We start from the raw sequence: 14,300 nt of genomic DNA, 5'->3' as shown, positions 1-14,300 counted from the left end.
ATGGATGCCTGGAATGCCTTCCACCGGCTGTTTCATGCCTTGTCGAATTACCAGGGGCATGCCGTTTTTGCGGAGGTACTGGAACCGTGGTTAAGCGAGCATAACGACGCGCGGGAGTGGCTGCTATTGCTTGGGCAGCGCGAGGGCAATCCCGTTCCACCAATCGAGGTTGAGGAATCGTGGACCTTGTATGCGCTCGCCAGGGGGCTTGATCTCTTGCTGCGGGAGGAGGTGCCGATTTCCCTCGAAGAGTATGCTGCATTCGCTGAAGCACTCGGCATGACTGTGCTCAAGCCGCAGCAATTTTCGCCCTTCTACCATGAGGTGGTACGGGTCGAGCGGGCCGCCTCGCCATTCAGTCCCGTCGCCATCGTGGAATTCGAATGGCCGTGTGTCATGCTCGGGAACATGATGGTTTCCAGGGCTGGTGTCCGCGTCTCTGCCGGAGCCCAGTTGCTTGTCGCGGGAATCGCGGATGCGTCGACACTGTACTGGACGTACTTGCAGAGCAATCGGCCCCACCAGGACTTATCACATGGTTGGGGGCGCAACTCGCAATGGCGGACGGAATTTCGCCGTGATTTTGTCGTAGGCGATACTTTCTATTTCAATGTCGATGGCAAGAAAGACCTGGCGAGCGATGATGATGATGATGATGACGAGTCCGGCCTGACCCATGGTGAGCGGGTTGAACTCGTGACGCATCGCTGCTTTGTCAGGTGCGGAAAGCCACACGACGACCTTTGGCCTTATGATGACCGCCTGGTGCAAAGGGCAAGCCCGGCATCAGGCGAAGTCGGTATTACGCGCAAGAACAGTCTGTTTTCGCGACTATTTAGCAGGGCTGGCTGAACGGGGCGCCGCTCAGAATTCTTCCCATTCGTCATTGCTCGCGACGGGGGCACGCCGTTCGGTTTTCGTGCGGCGCTCGCTGCTGCGATCCGCGGGCGCCGCGTCGTCAGTCGTCGCACGCGCCGCGGCACGCGGCTTGGTGCGGGCATCCGGCGCCACCAATCGTTTTGCAGGCGCAGCTTCTACCGCGACAACGCTGCTGTCGCCTGCGACACGGCGGGGCTGGGCGCTCCAGCGCGCCACTGCTTCCGTTCCGAGGCGGAAGGAGGCGGCGACTTGCGCGAGCTGGGCGGCCTGTTCCTGCATGCTGGCGGCAGCGGCGGCGGCTTCTTCCACCAGGGCGGCGTTCTGCTGCGTCACCTGGTCCATCTGGCCGATGGCCTGGTTCACTTCATCGATGCCGACGCTTTGCTCGCGGCTGGCCGAGGTGATCTCGCCCATGATGTCGGTCACACGGCGCACGCTGGTCACCACTTCGCCCATGGTGGTACCGGCCTGCTGCACCAGCGAGGTGCCGGCATTCACTTGCACCACGGAGTTGTCGATCAGCTCCTTGATTTCTTTGGCTGCAGCGGCTGAGCGTTGTGCCAGGTTGCGGACTTCGGACGCGACGACCGCGAAGCCGCGGCCTTGCTCCCCGGCGCGTGCCGCTTCCACGGCGGCATTCAGCGCCAGGATATTGGTCTGGAAGGCGATGCCGTCGATAGTGCCGATGATGTCGACAATCTTGCGCGAGGAGGCGTCGATGGAGCCCATGGTTTCCACCACCTGGCCGACGATCTCGCCGCCGCGTGCTGCGACGTCGGAAGCGGCCTGCGCCAGCTGGTTGGCCTGGTTGGCGTTGTCGGCATTCTGGCGCACGGTGGAGGTCAATTCCTCCATCGAGGACGCCGTTTCTTCCAGCGAGCTGGCTTGCTGTTCGGTGCGCGAGGAGAGGTCAAGGTTGCCTTCGGCGATTTCGCTGGAGGCGGTGGCGATGGCAGTGGTGCCGGTCTGCACCTGGCTCACCACGCGGCGCAGCGCGTCGTTCATGCCGCGCAGGGCTTTCATCAGGTCGCCGATTTCATCGCGTGCAGTCTGCTCTTCGAAGTGCGTGGTCAAGTCACCTTCGGCCACGGTGTTGGCGATGCCGAGGGCGGAGTTCAGCGGCACGGTGATGCTGCGCGAGATGACCCAGGCGGCCCAGGCGCCAAAGGCCAGCAGCAAGATGCCGAGGGTTAGCATCAGGCGAGTGCTGCGGGCGTTGGCTTCGTTGATCCTGGCGGCCGTGGCGTCGATGGACTTGCGTTGCTGCGCCAGCAGTTCATTGACCTTTTCCTGGTAGGCCTTGGCGGCAGGCTCGAAGACTTCGCGGTACAGGCGTTCTCCCTCTGCCGCATCGCCGGCCTTCTTGGCGTTCATCACCTGGTTCTTCGCGTCCTGGTATTTGTTGCGGATGGCGACCGCGTCCTGGTAGATCTTGCGTTCCTCGTCCGTCTCCAGCAGGCCTTCGACGGACTTCAGCAGCTCGGCGCCGCGCTTGGCGCTGTCGGCAATCACGGTAGCGAAGGTGGTCGACAGTTCAGCATCGCTGCTGCGCGCGATCAGTTGCGTGCGCGCGATGGCCGAATAGATCAGCACATACCAGTCCGATACGATGCGCTCCTTGGCCAGCGGGCGCTCCATCATGGCACGCGTGGCGTTGGCGGTATCGTTGGAGTGGTACAGGGCATAGCTGGTGCCGATGGCCGACAGCAGCAGGACGATGCCGAAGCCCGCCGCGAGGCGGGGCCCGATGCGGAGCTGGGACAGGAATTGCATACAAACCTCCAGTAGGTTAGGGCACTAGTATGCACCTAATAGTTGCGTGGTAGATATCCCGTTGCAAGGCTGCAACAGGAAGCAGAGGATTAGAACTGCTGGGCTAAACGCAGGTCGGGCTTCTCAGCCCACTGCGCCAGCGCGTCGGCCATGCGCTGGCTTTCGCCGATGGCGTAGGTCCAGTCGCGGATACGGGCGGCATGGTCCTGGCCGTAGTGCTTGAAGTCCGTGCGGTCGGGCAGTTTGCGGTTGGGCAGGCGCGCCACGAAGGATGGCGACGGCGAGACCAGGATCACATTCTCAAGCGCGCTATCGCGGGCGCGGCGCCAAGGCATCGATTTATCGAGCCAGCCCGGCACGATGTGGTCGGTGAAGTGCGGGTACAGCACCAGGCCCTGGTCGCGCTGGTAGGGCAGGTGCAGGTGGTAGTCGATCAGGCCGCCGTCCCAATAGTCGCCCGGCGGTGCGCCTTGAATGTCGCTGACCGCCTGCAGAACCAGCGGGATCGAGCCGGAGGCCAGCAGGGCGGAACGCAGGTTCTGTTCCGACAGGCCGACGTAATGCGAGGCGAAAGCGTCGAAGCTGGCGCGCAGCCAGGTTGCATCGTCGCGGGTATCGTGGAAGACCACCCGTTCCATCGCGCCGGCCAGGCGGCTGCGTGAGAGCGCATTGCCGGCAGCAGCACGCAGGAAGCCTGCCATTTCGCGCCAGCGGACCCCGCGCGTGCGGGCCAGCGGGCCGATGCCGCGTACCGTGATCACCGACAGCAGGTAGTCGGGATTGGTGAGCATTTCCCCGCCGCGGCCATCAAGCACGCTATCGAGCAGGCTGCGGATGACGCGGCTGACATAGGCGGCATCTACCTTGTCCGGGTAGGTCTGGTGGGTGTAGTGGTGGGCCAGTCGCTTGTGCGCGGCCACCGGGTCGTGGAAGGCGCCGGCTGCCATGCGCCAGGCGCCGATCGAGGCGCCGATCAGGCGGCGCTGGCGCGGCGCCTGTTTCAGCCATTCGCCGAACATCCACTGGTCGATGCCGTTCAGGATCAGGCCTTTTGGGCCGCCCGCGGCGGCGGGGATGATGGCGATGTCGGCGGCCTGCAAGCCTTCGCGCTCGATGCGCTGGCGGGCGCGCTGGCCAAGACGGATACTGATCGGTGAATCCACTACTTCAAGCCTCCTCCAAGCGCCCGGTACAAGTCGATGGCGCTGCTTGTGCGCAGCAGGCGTGCCTGGACCAGGGCCTGCTCCGCGGTGAACAATTCGCGTTGGGCGTCCAGCACGTCGAGCGAGCTGGCGACCCCGTTTTCAAAGCGTAATTGTAATAGACGCAGGCGTTCGGCCTGGGCGTCCTGCACCGCGCGCTGGGCAGCGACCTGCTCGCCGAGGTAGGTGCGGGCGGCCAGGGCGTCGGCGACTTCGCGGAAGGCTTGCTGGATGGTCTTCTCGTAATCGGCGACGGCGATATTCTTGCGGGCGTGGCTGACGTCGAGGTTGGCCAGGTTGCGGCCGGTGTCGAAGATCGGCAGCACCAGCTGCGGGGCGAAGCTCCACGTATTGCTGCCGCTGTCGAACAGGCCGCTGAAATCGCGGCTGGCGCTGCCGATCGAAGTGGTCAGCGAGATGCGTGGAAAGAAGGCGGCGCGGGCGGCGCCAATGTTGGCGTTGGCGGCCTTCAGGCGCTGCTCGGCGGCGCGGATGTCGGGGCGGTTGGCGAGCAGGTCGGAAGGCAAGCCCGCTGTGAGGCTAGACATGGCGTCGGCCTCTGCGTCGCTCATCGCCTCCAGCGTGGCCGGCATCGGCGCCGCGCTGCCTTGTGCACTGCCTTGCCCACTGCCGCCTGGCAGTGTCCGACCGACCAGCAGTGCCAGCGCGTTGGCCGCTTGCGCGCGCTGGCGGGCCAGGGCCAGGGCCGAGGCGCGCGCGGTTTCCATCTGCTGCTCGTTGGAGCGCAGGTCGAGACGCGACGAAGCGCCGCCTTCCACACGCTGCTTCGTCAGGTCGAAGGTGCGCTTGCGGGCGTCGTAGGTGCTTTCGGCCAGCGCTTGCTGTTGGGCGAAGGCGCGCTCGGTGTAGTAGGCTTTGGCCACTTCGGCGACCAGGCTGATTTGGGCGGCCTGTTTGGCTTCTTCGGTGGCCAGGTAGGCGGCGAGAGCGGAATCGCTCAGGCTTTTGACGCGCCCGAAGAAGTCCAGTTCGAAGGCGGAGATGCCGAGACCGGCGTCATAGCGTTCGCCGATCTGGGGCTGGCCGCTGGCGTTGGCGAAGCCGGGCGTACGGCCACGCGATTCGCTGAGCGTGGCGTTCAGCGTCGGAAGGCGGTCGGCGCGCTGGATGCGGTAAGCGCCGCGCGCTTCTTCGATGCGCTGGGCGGCGATGCGCAGGTCGCGGTTGTTCTCCAGGGCTGCCGCGATCAATTGCTGAAGGCGGCCATCAGGGAAGAAGCTGCGCCAGCCGGTTTCGACGGCGGATTGCGTTGCGCCGGTGGATGCTTCGCTGCCGGCAGCGCCCGCGGCAGGCGGCACGGCGGGGAAAGCGTCAGCGACCGGTGCCGCTGGACGCTGGTAGGTTGGGGCCATCGAGCAGCCGGACACGGCACCGGCCAGTAGCAGGGCAGCGGCAAGCGCGCGGAAGGCCGGTTGGGCGGAAGGGATGGGCTTCATCATTGCTTCGACTCCGGAAGATCCAGTTCATGCGCGGCAAGGCGGCGCTGGCGTTCGCTGCCCTTGAAGATGCGGCGCACGACCACAAAGAACACAGGCACCAGGAACACCGCCAGCACGGTGGCAGTGATCATGCCGCCCATCACGCCGGTACCGATGGCGCGCTGCGAAGCCGAACCGGCGCCGGAGGCAATCACCAGCGGCAGCACGCCGAGGATGAAGGCCAGGGAGGTCATGATGATCGGGCGGAAGCGCAGGTGCACTGCCTCCAGTGTCGCCTCGATCAGGCCCTTGCCCTGCGCCTGCAGGTCCTTGGCAAACTCGATGATCAGGATCGCGTTCTTGGCGGACAGGCCGATGATCGCAATCAGGCCCACCTTGAAGTACACGTCGTTCGGCAGGCTGCGGATATGCGCGCCGAGCAGGGCGCCGAGCACGCCCAGCGGCACCACCAGCAGCACGGCGACCGGGATCGATTCCGATTCGTACAGCGCAGCCAGCACCAGGAAGGCGGCCAGCATCGACAGCGCAAACAGCGCCGGCGCCTGCGAGCCGGACAGGCGTTCCTCGGCTGACTGGCCGGTCCATTCGATGCCGAAGCCCGGCGGCAGTTGCTCGGCCAGGCGCAACAGCTCCTCCATGGCTTCGCCGGTGGAGTGTCCCGGTGCGGCGCCGGCGCTGAGGCGGTAGGCAGGATAGCCGTTGTAGCGTACCAGCTGGATCGGGCCGGTCACCCAGCGGGTGCTGGAGAACGAGGCAAATGGCACCATCGTGCCGGTGCTGCTGCGCACGTTGAGGCGCAGGATGTCCTCCGGCTGCATGCGCCGTTGCTGGTCGGCCTGCACGATCACGCGCTGCTGGCGCCCGCTGCTGGCAAAGTCGTTCACATACGACGAGCCGAACGCGGTGCCCAGCGTGGCGGTGATATCGGCGAACGACACGCCCAGCGCGTTGGCCTTCTCGCGATCGATGTCGACCTGCAGTTGCGGCGCATCTTCCAGTCCTTCCGGGCGCATGCCGGTCAGGATCTTGCTCTTGCCCGCCAGCTCCAGCAGCTGGTTGCGCGCCGCCAGCAAGGCTTCGTGGCCAAGCCCGCCGCGGTCTTGCAGGCGGGCCGTGATGCCGGTGGCGTTCCCCAGCTCACGGATCGGCGGCGGACTCAGTGCGAACACCTGCGCATCCTGGATATGCGCCAGGCCGCCGAAGGAGCGGCCGGCAATCGCTTCCGCCGACTGGTCGGGACCGCGTTCTTTCCAGTCTTTCAGCGGCACGAACACCAGGCCGGCGTTCTGCCCGTTGCCGGAGAAGCTGAAGCCCGCCACTGCAATGGTGCGCGCCACGCCCGGCTGGGCGCGGAAGTAGGCATCCACTTCGGCCAGCACGGCCTCGGCGCGGTTGCGCGAGGCGCCCGGCGGCAACTGGACGTTGGCGATGATATAGCCCTGGTCCTCGTTCGGCAGGAAGGAGGAGGGCAGGCGCACGTACAGCCAGGCCACGATGCCCAGCAGCGCCACGAAGACCAGGAGGAAGCGCCCGGTGCGCGTCAGGATCTTCGCCACCCAGCCCTGGTAACGGGTCGCGGTGACGGCAAAGCCGCGGTTGAACCAGCCGAAGATGCCGGTCTTGGCATGATGGTGGCCCGCCTCGACCGGCTTCAGCATGGTCGCGCACAGGGCCGGCGTCAGCGACAGCGCCATCAGCGCGGAGAACACCATGGCCGACACCATCGACAGCGAGAACTGGCGGTAGATCGCCCCCACGGCGCCGCCGAAGAAGGCCATCGGGATGAACACGGCGATCAGCACCAGCGTGATGCCGATGATCGCGCCGGTAATTTGCGACATGGCCTTGCGCGTCGCCTCGCGCGGCGACAGGCCTTCCTCGCTCATGATGCGCTCGACGTTTTCCACCACCACGATCGCATCGTCCACCAGGATGCCGATGGCCAGCACCATGCCGAACATGGTCAGCACGTTGATCGAGAAGCCGAACACCTGCATGGCGGCGAAAGTGCCCATCAGCGCCACCGGCACCACGATGGTCGGGATCAGGGTGTAGCGGAAGTTCTGCAGGAACACGTACATCACCAGGAACACCAGGGCGACCGCTTCCAGCAGGGTCTTGACCACTTCCTCGATGGAGATCTTGACGAACAGCGAGGTGTCGTAAGGCACGGTGTACTTCAGGCCCGGTGGGAAGTACTTCTGCAGCTCGTCCATCTTCTCGCGCACGATGGTGGCGGTGGCCAGTGCATTGCCGGTCAGCGACTGCTGCACGGCGATGGCAACGAAAGGCTGGCCGTTCAGGCGCGCGCTGATGCTGTAGCTGGAGCCGCCCAGCTCCATGCGGGCCACGTCGCGCAGGCGCACCAGGGAGCCGTCGCGGTTGGCGCGCAGCACGATCTTGCCGAATTCCTCGATGGACGTCAGCTGGCCCGTTACCACCACCGGCGCGAACCAGGCCTGGGCACGGGTGTTGGGCAGATCGCCCACCGTGCCGCCGGCCACGTTGGCATTCTGCTGGCGGATCGCGGTGGTGACGTCGCTCATATTGAGCTTGTAGCCGGTCAGCTTGTCGGGATCGACCCAGATGCGCATCGAGCGCTCGGTACCGAACAACTGGGCCTGGCCCACGCCCGGCAGTCGCTTGATCTCGTTGAGCACGTTGCGCGCCAGGTAGTCGCCGATCGCAGTCGGGTCCATGCTGCCGTCGGTCGAGTAGGCGCCGACGAACATCAGGATGTTGGAGCGCGCCTTGTTGACCTGCACGCCTTGCTGGATCACCGCTTGCGGCAGGCGCGATTCCACCCGCTTGATGCGGTTCTGTACGTCCACCGCTGCCAGGTCCGGATTGGTGCCCGGCTGGAACGTGACGGTAATGCTGACCGAACCGCTCGAATCGCTTTGCGACTCGACGTATTGCAGGCCGTCGGCGCCATTCATCTCCTGTTCGATGACGGAGGTGACGGAGTCGTCCAGTACCTGTGCGGTTGCGCCAGGATAGGTGGCGCTGACGACGATCGATGGCGGTGCGATGGTGGGATATTGCGCCACCGGCAACGTGGTGATGGCCAGCGCTCCACCCAGCAGGATGAAGAGGGCGATCACCCACGCAAATACGGGGCGGTCGATGAAGAACTTTGCCATGTGGCGGCCCCTTTACCTGGCCGCCGGGGCGGATGCGGCAGGCGCGGCGCCCGCCGGTGCAGGGCCGGATGCCGGGCCTTTCCACGGCACCGGATTGACGGTGCCGCCTGGCTTGGTCTTCTGGAAGCCTTCCACGATGATGCGCTCGCCGCCTTTCAGGCCCGAGCTGACCACCCATTTGCCGCCGGCTGCGGCATCGGCCTTGACCGGCACCGAACTGACCTTGTTGTCGGCGCCGACCACCAGCACCGAGGCGCCTTCCGCGCCGCGCACCACGGCCTGCTGCGGCACCGTGATGGCCGATTCGTTGACGCCTTGTTCAAGGCGGGCGCGCACGTACATGCCCGGCAGCAGGTTGCGTTCGGGGTTCGGGAATTCGGCGCGCATCGATACCGAGCCGCTCGATTCGTCGACTGCGACATCGGAGAACAGCAGCTTGCCGGGACGCGCATATTCCTGACCGTCCTCGGTCAGCAGGGTAACGCGCGCCTGGTCCTTGCCGGCGCTTTTCAGCGTGCCTGCGGCCAGCGCCTGCTTCAGGCGCAGCAGCTCGGCGGAAGACTGGGTAATGGTGACGTAGATCGGGTCCAGCTGCTGCACGGTCGCCATTGGCGTCGCTTCATTCTGTCCGACCAGCGCGCCTTCGGTGACCAGGGCGCGGCCCACGCGGCCGGAGATGGGCGCGGTAACGGTGGCATAGCCCAGGGTCAGCCCGGCGTTCTTGCGCGCGGCGCGGGCCGACTGCAGTTCTGCGCCGGCCTGCTTTTGCGCGGTAACCGCGTCGTCGTATTCCTGCTGGCTGACCGCCTGCGCCGCCAGCAGCGGCTTGTAGCGCTTGGCTTTCAGGTCGGCTTGCGCCAGGTTGGCCTCGGCGCGCGCAATGGCGGCATCGGCGCTTTCCACATTGGCCTGGAATTGCGCGGGATCGATGCGGAACAGGACTTCCCCCGCCTTGACGTCGCCGCCCTCCTTGAACACCCGCTGCAGCACGATGCCCGGCGTGCGCGCCCGCACCTGGGCGATCCGCGAAGCTTCGACGCGGCCCGGCAGCTCGTTGGTGATGGTGACTTCGCCGGCGGCGGCGGTGATGACGGAAACGGTGGGAGGGGGCGGCGCCGACTTGCTGGCGTCTTTTTTATCGCCGCATGCCGCGAAGGACAGCGACAGGGCAATTGCCAGCGGCAGGGTGCGCAATACAGGTTTCATTGGCGTCTCGTTCTGTGAAGGGGGACTGCGCCGAAAATTGTATAACACTGTCAATTGTAACGTTTTGTATAGGCCCAAATAACAAAAAAGGACGCCGAAGCGTCCTTTTCCACAGTGAAACGGGTCGTGTTCAGCGCATGGCCGAGATCATCTGCTTCAACTTGTTCGAGTCGGCCACGAAGGCGCGGATGCCTTCGGCCAGCTTTTCGGTCGCCATCGCATCTTCGTTCAGCATGAAGCGGAAAGTCTTTTCGTCCATCGAGATCTTGACGGCGGTGCCGGTATCGGCCGGGGACAGCTTGCGCTCGACCGTGGCCTGGGTGTCGGCCAGCTTTTGCAGCAGGTCCGGCGAAATGGTCAGCAGGTCGCAGCCTGCCAGTTCCAGGATCTGGCTGGTGTTGCGGAACGACGCGCCCATCACTTCGGTCTTGTAGCCGAACTTGCGGTAGTAGTTGTAGATGCGCTTGACGGACTGCACGCCCGGATCTTCCGCGCCCTGGTAGTCGATGCCGGTGGACTTCTTGTACCAGTCGTAGATGCGGCCGACGAACGGGGAAATCAGCTGGGAACCTGCTTCGGCGCAGGCGATGGCCTGGCACAGCGAGAACAGCAGGGTCATATTGGTGCGGATGCCTTCCTTCTCCAGTTGCTCGGAAGCGCGGATGCCTTCCCAGGTGGAGGCGATCTTGATCAGCACGCGTTCGCGTGGAATGCCGGCTTGCTCGTACAGGGCGATCAGCTCGCGGCCCTTGGCCAGGTTGCCGGCCACGTCGAAGGACAGCGCGGCGTCGATTTCGGTCGAAACGCGGCCTGGAACGAATTTCAGGATTTCGGTGCCGAAGGCGATCAGCAGCTTGTCGATGATCTCGCCGGTAGACGCATTCGGGTTGTCGCGTACTGCCTTTTCCAGCAGCGGCTTGTATTCATCCTTCTGCACCGCTTTCAGGATCAGCGATGGATTGGTGGTTGCGTCTTGCGGCGCATACGCCTTGATCGACTGGAAATCGCCGGTGTCGGCAACAACGGTAGTGTATTGCTTGAGCTGTTCGAGCTGATTCATTGCAGTCCTGGATGTGGGGGACGAAAAAACCTATTGTACTAAATCGGCGCGGCCCGCCATGTTGCGTTTACAATGGGGATTATTAGTATTCTCATATTTTGGTCTGAGGAGTTAGCCATGATTTTGGCAATTGTTGGAGCGCTGCTGCTGGCGCTGGGCCTGTTTTCCGGAGCCGCGCTGGTACTGGCCCAGCTGGGCGTAGGCGGGCTGGCCGCTGGCGTTTCGCTGTGGCTGATGTTCCCGCTGTTTAGCGTGGCGGGCTACCTGTTGTTCGCCACCGGCGCGCGCGTGGCCAATTTCCGCGCGCTGTCGTTTGCCGTGTCGATCGCCTTGCTGTTGCTGGCGCTGGGCTGCGCTGCTGCACTGGTGGCCGATGCCACTGCCCTGATGGCGCTGCATGGCGGTACTGGTGCGCTGTGGTACGTATTGCTGATTGCCGGTGTGCTGGGCGCTACCGGCGCCGCTTCGCACGGAAGGGTGGCGGCGCAGTAAGAAGCGGGCCTGTTCATGAAATCAGTCGCAGTGATCGGCGGCGGCGTCACCGGCGTCACGACAGCTTATGCGCTGGCGCGCCGCGGCCTGCGGGTCACCTTGTTTGAACGCCACCGCTACCCGGCAATGGAGACCTCGTTCGCCAATGGGGGGCAGCTATCGGCCTCGCATGCCGAGGCGTGGAACAGCTGGAGCACCGTCGGCAAAGGCTTGAAATGGATGCTGCGCAGCGATGCGCCGCTGCTGGTCAACCCCAGGCCGGGCTGGCACAAGCTGTCCTGGTTCGCCGAATTCCTTGCCGCCATTTCCCGCTATGAAAGCAATACCATCGCCAGCACGCGCCTCGCAATTGCAGCGCGCGAGCATTTGTTTGGCTGGGCGCGCGAAGAGGGCATCGATTTCGACGCGCGGCATGAAGGCATCCTGCATGTCTACCGCGACAAGGCGGGTTTCGACCATGCGGCGCAGGTGACCGGGCTGCTGGCGCAGGGCGGCTTGCAGCGGCGCGCCGTGACGGCCGAGGAAATGCATGCCATCGAACCGACGCTCGAAGGCCAGTTCTACGGCGGTTTCTTTACCGAGAGCGATAGCACGGGCGACATCCACAAGTTCACGGTTGGGCTGGCGCAGGCGGCTGAAGCGCGCGGCGTGCAAATGCTGTGCGGCGCCGATGTGCTTGGCCTGGACGCGGGGAAAGGGGGCGCCCGCGTCACCTTCGCGCTGGACGAAACGCAGGAGTCGATGCGTTTCGACGCCCTCGTCATTTGCGCCGGCACGGCCAGCCGCGAGTTTGCCGCCATGCTGGGCGACCGGGTCAATGTCTACCCAGTGAAAGGCTATTCGATCACGGTGATGCTGGAGGATGCGCAAAGCCGGGCCGCGGCGCCGAAAGTCAGCCTGGTGGATGACGCCACCAAGCTGGTCAGCAGCCGCCTGGGCGCCGACCGCTTCCGCGTGGCGGGCACGGCGGAGTTCAACGGCTTTAACCGCGATATCCGCGCCGACCGCATTGCGCCGCTGGTGAACTGGGTGCAGCAGTGCTTCCCCGGCGTCTGCACGCGCCAGGTGGTGCCGTGGGCCGGCTTGCGGCCGATGATGCCGGACCTCATGCCGCGCGTCGGGCCGGGCAGGCGCCCTGGCGTGTTCTACAACACCGGCCATGGCCACCTGGGCTGGACCATGTCGGCCGCTACTGCTGAGCTCATCGCCGGGACAGTGGAGGCGGCGCTCGTGCCGGGCGTGCAGCGCAAGGGTACACCCGTGGCGGCTTGACTGGACAGTGCGGCAGGATGGTCTATGGTGAAGACTGGCGGCTCGGCCGCGAACCACGGACCCTCAAGGAGACCACCATGCCACGCTATATTGTTGAGCGCACTTTCCCGGAAGGCTTGCACATTCCCGTCAATGCAGATGGCGCCAAGGCCTGCGATCTCGTCATCGGCACCAATGCCCGCAGCGGCGTCACCTGGATCCACTCCTACGTGAGCGACGACTTGCGCAAGACTTACTGCCTGTACGAGGCGCCATCGCCGGAAGCGATCCGCGAGACGGCGGAAATGAACCACCTGCCGGTGGACAAGATCACGCAGGTGACCGCGCTCGACCCTTATTTCTACCAGGGTTAGGCGGGCTGCCCGACGACCACGCGGTTGCGGCCTTCGCGCTTGGCGGTGTAGAGCGCGCGGTCGGCAGCTTCCAGCAAGGACTTGGCGTCGTTCAGGCGCTCCTTGTCGAAGCTGGCGACGCCAATGCTCAGGGTAACGTGCGAATGCACGGCCTTGGGCGCGTGCGCCATGTTCAGCGATTCCACGTAAGCGCGGATTACTTCGGCGTGCCGGGCGGCCTGCTCCGGCGTGGTGTCGGGCAGGATGGCGGCAAACTCCTCGCCGCCGTAGCGGGCGGCCAGGTCGGCCGGGCGTTGCAGGCGCGAGGCAAAGGCTTCCGCCACCATGGTCAGGCAGGCGTCGCCCTGCAGGTGGCCGAAATGGTCGTTATAGGCCTTGAAGGAGTCGATATCCATCAGCAGCAGCGAAAGGCTGGCGCCTTGGCGCTGCGCGCGGCGCAGTTCACGGTCCAGCGCTACGTCGAAATGGCGGCGGTTGGCGATGCCGGTCAGGCCGTCCACATAGGATTGCGCGCGCAGGGCTTCCGCCTGGCCGCGCAGCTGGCGTTCACGGCCCACGGTGTTGCTGACGTCCGCCACTTCGACCAGGCAAAAGCGTTCCTTGCCTTCGTTGAAAGGCGTCAGGCTGACAGCCTGCTCGATCCGTTCGCCGCCCCAGGTGCCGGCGGCAAATAGCGGGAAAGGCGTGCGGTCCTGGTTTTGCGGCAGCACGGATGGCAGGTTGTTGGCCAATGCGGTGTGCACCGACTGCTCGATGCGCTTGCCGGACAGCTCGGGAAAAGCTTCCACCAGGGTCAGTCCTTGCACGCGGGAGGCAGCCATGCCGGAGCGGCTGGCCAGCCATTGATTCCAGAAAATGATGCGCTGGTCGGCATCCAGTACCATCAAGCCGAGGTTGGCGAGGCCGAGAATGCGCCCGGATAGTGTCGATTCTTGCATGAAAGGCATTATATGGATTTTAGAGCCTTGCGTCGGATTTTCGTGTTGAGTGATTGCTCTACAGAAAAATATAATACCGGTATGAAAAAACTTACTATTCTGGCCGCGCTGTGCGCCGCCATCTCCGCGCACGCCGCGGAAGCCACGCCGCAAGCGGCGCTCGATCAATTCCTGAAGTTCGAACTGGATGGCGGACGCCTCCACAACGATACGGAAGGCTATTACGAACAGGTGCACTTGGTCGACGGCTGGAAGACCGACGCCGTGAGCTGCGACGGCGCGCGCTGCAAGGCGACCGTGACCTTTACCTATACCCCGACCACGGGCCTCGATATGGAGCAGGCCGTGCCGCATCCGAAAGGCGGCAGCGCGCAGGTCGAATATGTGGTGCAGCAGAAGGGCGGCCAGTGGTCGGTGGAAGCCGGCAAGGACACGCCGCACGTTTCGCGCGCGGCAATGGAGAAGATGCTGCGCGAAGGCCTCTGACAGGATGGTGGCGTTCGCGCTGACTGCCTTGACGGC

Annotated in this window: 12 protein-coding genes; 5 read left to right on the top strand and 7 right to left on the bottom strand. The window is 64.8% G+C overall.

All coding sequences use genetic code 11. The features are described from left to right. A complete protein-coding gene (locus tag ACN9M3_RS24775) occupies nucleotides 1-852 on the top strand; it encodes a hypothetical protein (protein ID WP_426318949.1) in 852 nt (283 codons plus the stop codon). 12 nt (nucleotides 853-864) lie between these two features. Here ACN9M3_RS24775 and ACN9M3_RS24770 read toward each other — a convergent pair whose 3' ends face one another. The 6 genes from ACN9M3_RS24770 to tal form a co-directional block, all read right to left on the bottom strand. Further along, on the bottom strand, nucleotides 865-2,652 hold the full coding sequence (locus ACN9M3_RS24770; protein WP_426163671.1) for a methyl-accepting chemotaxis protein: 1,788 nt from the start codon (nucleotides 2,650-2,652) through the stop codon (nucleotides 865-867). Nucleotides 2,653-2,741: 89 nt separating this feature from the next. After that, a complete protein-coding gene (locus ACN9M3_RS24765) occupies nucleotides 2,742-3,815 on the bottom strand; it encodes a patatin-like phospholipase family protein (protein ID WP_426163669.1) in 1,074 nt (357 codons plus the stop codon). Continuing rightward, nucleotides 3,815-5,314: an efflux transporter outer membrane subunit gene (locus ACN9M3_RS24760; RefSeq protein ID WP_426163667.1), complete on the bottom strand. Its 1,500-nt coding sequence runs from the start codon at nucleotides 5,312-5,314 to the stop codon at nucleotides 3,815-3,817. Before ACN9M3_RS24760 ends, ACN9M3_RS24765 begins: the two co-directional genes overlap by 1 nt. Beyond that, nucleotides 5,311-8,457 carry an efflux RND transporter permease subunit gene (locus tag ACN9M3_RS24755; RefSeq protein WP_426163665.1) on the bottom strand — a complete coding sequence of 1,049 codons (3,147 nt, stop codon included), beginning with the start codon at nucleotides 8,455-8,457 and terminating at the stop codon, nucleotides 5,311-5,313. Before ACN9M3_RS24755 ends, ACN9M3_RS24760 begins: the two co-directional genes overlap by 4 nt. A gap of 12 nt (nucleotides 8,458-8,469) precedes the next feature. Beyond that, the gene (locus tag ACN9M3_RS24750; RefSeq protein ID WP_426318948.1) at nucleotides 8,470-9,663 is read right to left on the bottom strand and encodes an efflux RND transporter periplasmic adaptor subunit; all 1,194 of its coding nucleotides are present in this window, start codon (nucleotides 9,661-9,663) and stop codon (nucleotides 8,470-8,472) included. A gap of 130 nt (nucleotides 9,664-9,793) precedes the next feature. Next, on the bottom strand, nucleotides 9,794-10,723 hold the full coding sequence (gene tal, locus ACN9M3_RS24745; protein ID WP_426318947.1) for a transaldolase: 930 nt from the start codon (nucleotides 10,721-10,723) through the stop codon (nucleotides 9,794-9,796). 117 nt (nucleotides 10,724-10,840) lie between these two features. Between tal and ACN9M3_RS24740 the strand changes: the two genes are divergently transcribed. From ACN9M3_RS24740 to ACN9M3_RS24730, 3 genes are all read left to right on the top strand, one after another. Next, nucleotides 10,841-11,215, top strand: coding sequence for a hypothetical protein (locus ACN9M3_RS24740; protein ID WP_426163659.1), 375 nt, complete (start codon nucleotides 10,841-10,843; stop codon nucleotides 11,213-11,215). Between the two features lie 15 nt (nucleotides 11,216-11,230). Continuing rightward, nucleotides 11,231-12,487, top strand: a complete 1,257-nt coding sequence (locus ACN9M3_RS24735) for a D-amino acid dehydrogenase (RefSeq protein ID WP_426318946.1) — start codon at nucleotides 11,231-11,233, stop codon at nucleotides 12,485-12,487. 77 nt (nucleotides 12,488-12,564) lie between these two features. After that, nucleotides 12,565-12,840 carry a DUF4242 domain-containing protein gene (locus ACN9M3_RS24730; RefSeq protein WP_426163655.1) on the top strand — a complete coding sequence of 92 codons (276 nt, stop codon included), beginning with the start codon at nucleotides 12,565-12,567 and terminating at the stop codon, nucleotides 12,838-12,840. Here the strand turns inward: ACN9M3_RS24730 and ACN9M3_RS24725 are convergent. Continuing rightward, on the bottom strand, nucleotides 12,837-13,787 hold the full coding sequence (locus tag ACN9M3_RS24725) for a diguanylate cyclase domain-containing protein (RefSeq protein ID WP_426318945.1): 951 nt from the start codon (nucleotides 13,785-13,787) through the stop codon (nucleotides 12,837-12,839). The genes ACN9M3_RS24730 and ACN9M3_RS24725 overlap by 4 nt on opposite strands. A gap of 72 nt (nucleotides 13,788-13,859) precedes the next feature. On the opposite strand from ACN9M3_RS24725, the gene ACN9M3_RS24720 reads away from it, so the two are divergent. After that, nucleotides 13,860-14,264, top strand: a complete 405-nt coding sequence (locus ACN9M3_RS24720) for a hypothetical protein (RefSeq protein ID WP_426163651.1) — start codon at nucleotides 13,860-13,862, stop codon at nucleotides 14,262-14,264. Nucleotides 14,265-14,300: the final 36 nt, after the last annotated feature.

Source organism: Pseudoduganella sp. R-43, assembly GCF_049913255.1.
GTDB lineage: Bacteria > Pseudomonadota > Gammaproteobacteria > Burkholderiales > Burkholderiaceae_D > Rugamonas.
This window is presented reverse-complemented; position numbering and strand designations above follow the sequence as displayed.

Excerpts from the sequence above, each read along its gene's own strand:
- ACN9M3_RS24735 (WP_426318946.1), top strand. The coding sequence starts at position 11,231 with ATGAAATCAGTCGCAGTGATCGGCGGCGGCGTCACCGGCGTCACGACA.
- tal (WP_426318947.1), bottom strand. The coding sequence starts at position 10,723 with ATGAATCAGCTCGAACAGCTCAAGCAATACACTACCGTTGTTGCCGAC.
- ACN9M3_RS24775 (WP_426318949.1), top strand. The coding sequence starts at position 1 with ATGGATGCCTGGAATGCCTTCCACCGGCTGTTTCATGCCTTGTCGAAT.
- ACN9M3_RS24730 (WP_426163655.1), top strand. The coding sequence starts at position 12,565 with ATGCCACGCTATATTGTTGAGCGCACTTTCCCGGAAGGCTTGCACATT.
- ACN9M3_RS24720 (WP_426163651.1), top strand. The coding sequence starts at position 13,860 with ATGAAAAAACTTACTATTCTGGCCGCGCTGTGCGCCGCCATCTCCGCG.
- ACN9M3_RS24760 (WP_426163667.1), bottom strand. The coding sequence starts at position 5,314 with ATGATGAAGCCCATCCCTTCCGCCCAACCGGCCTTCCGCGCGCTTGCC.
- ACN9M3_RS24770 (WP_426163671.1), bottom strand. The coding sequence starts at position 2,652 with ATGCAATTCCTGTCCCAGCTCCGCATCGGGCCCCGCCTCGCGGCGGGC.
- ACN9M3_RS24755 (WP_426163665.1), bottom strand. The coding sequence starts at position 8,457 with ATGGCAAAGTTCTTCATCGACCGCCCCGTATTTGCGTGGGTGATCGCC.
- ACN9M3_RS24740 (WP_426163659.1), top strand. The coding sequence starts at position 10,841 with ATGATTTTGGCAATTGTTGGAGCGCTGCTGCTGGCGCTGGGCCTGTTT.
- ACN9M3_RS24750 (WP_426318948.1), bottom strand. The coding sequence starts at position 9,663 with ATGAAACCTGTATTGCGCACCCTGCCGCTGGCAATTGCCCTGTCGCTG.
- ACN9M3_RS24725 (WP_426318945.1), bottom strand. The coding sequence starts at position 13,787 with ATGCCTTTCATGCAAGAATCGACACTATCCGGGCGCATTCTCGGCCTC.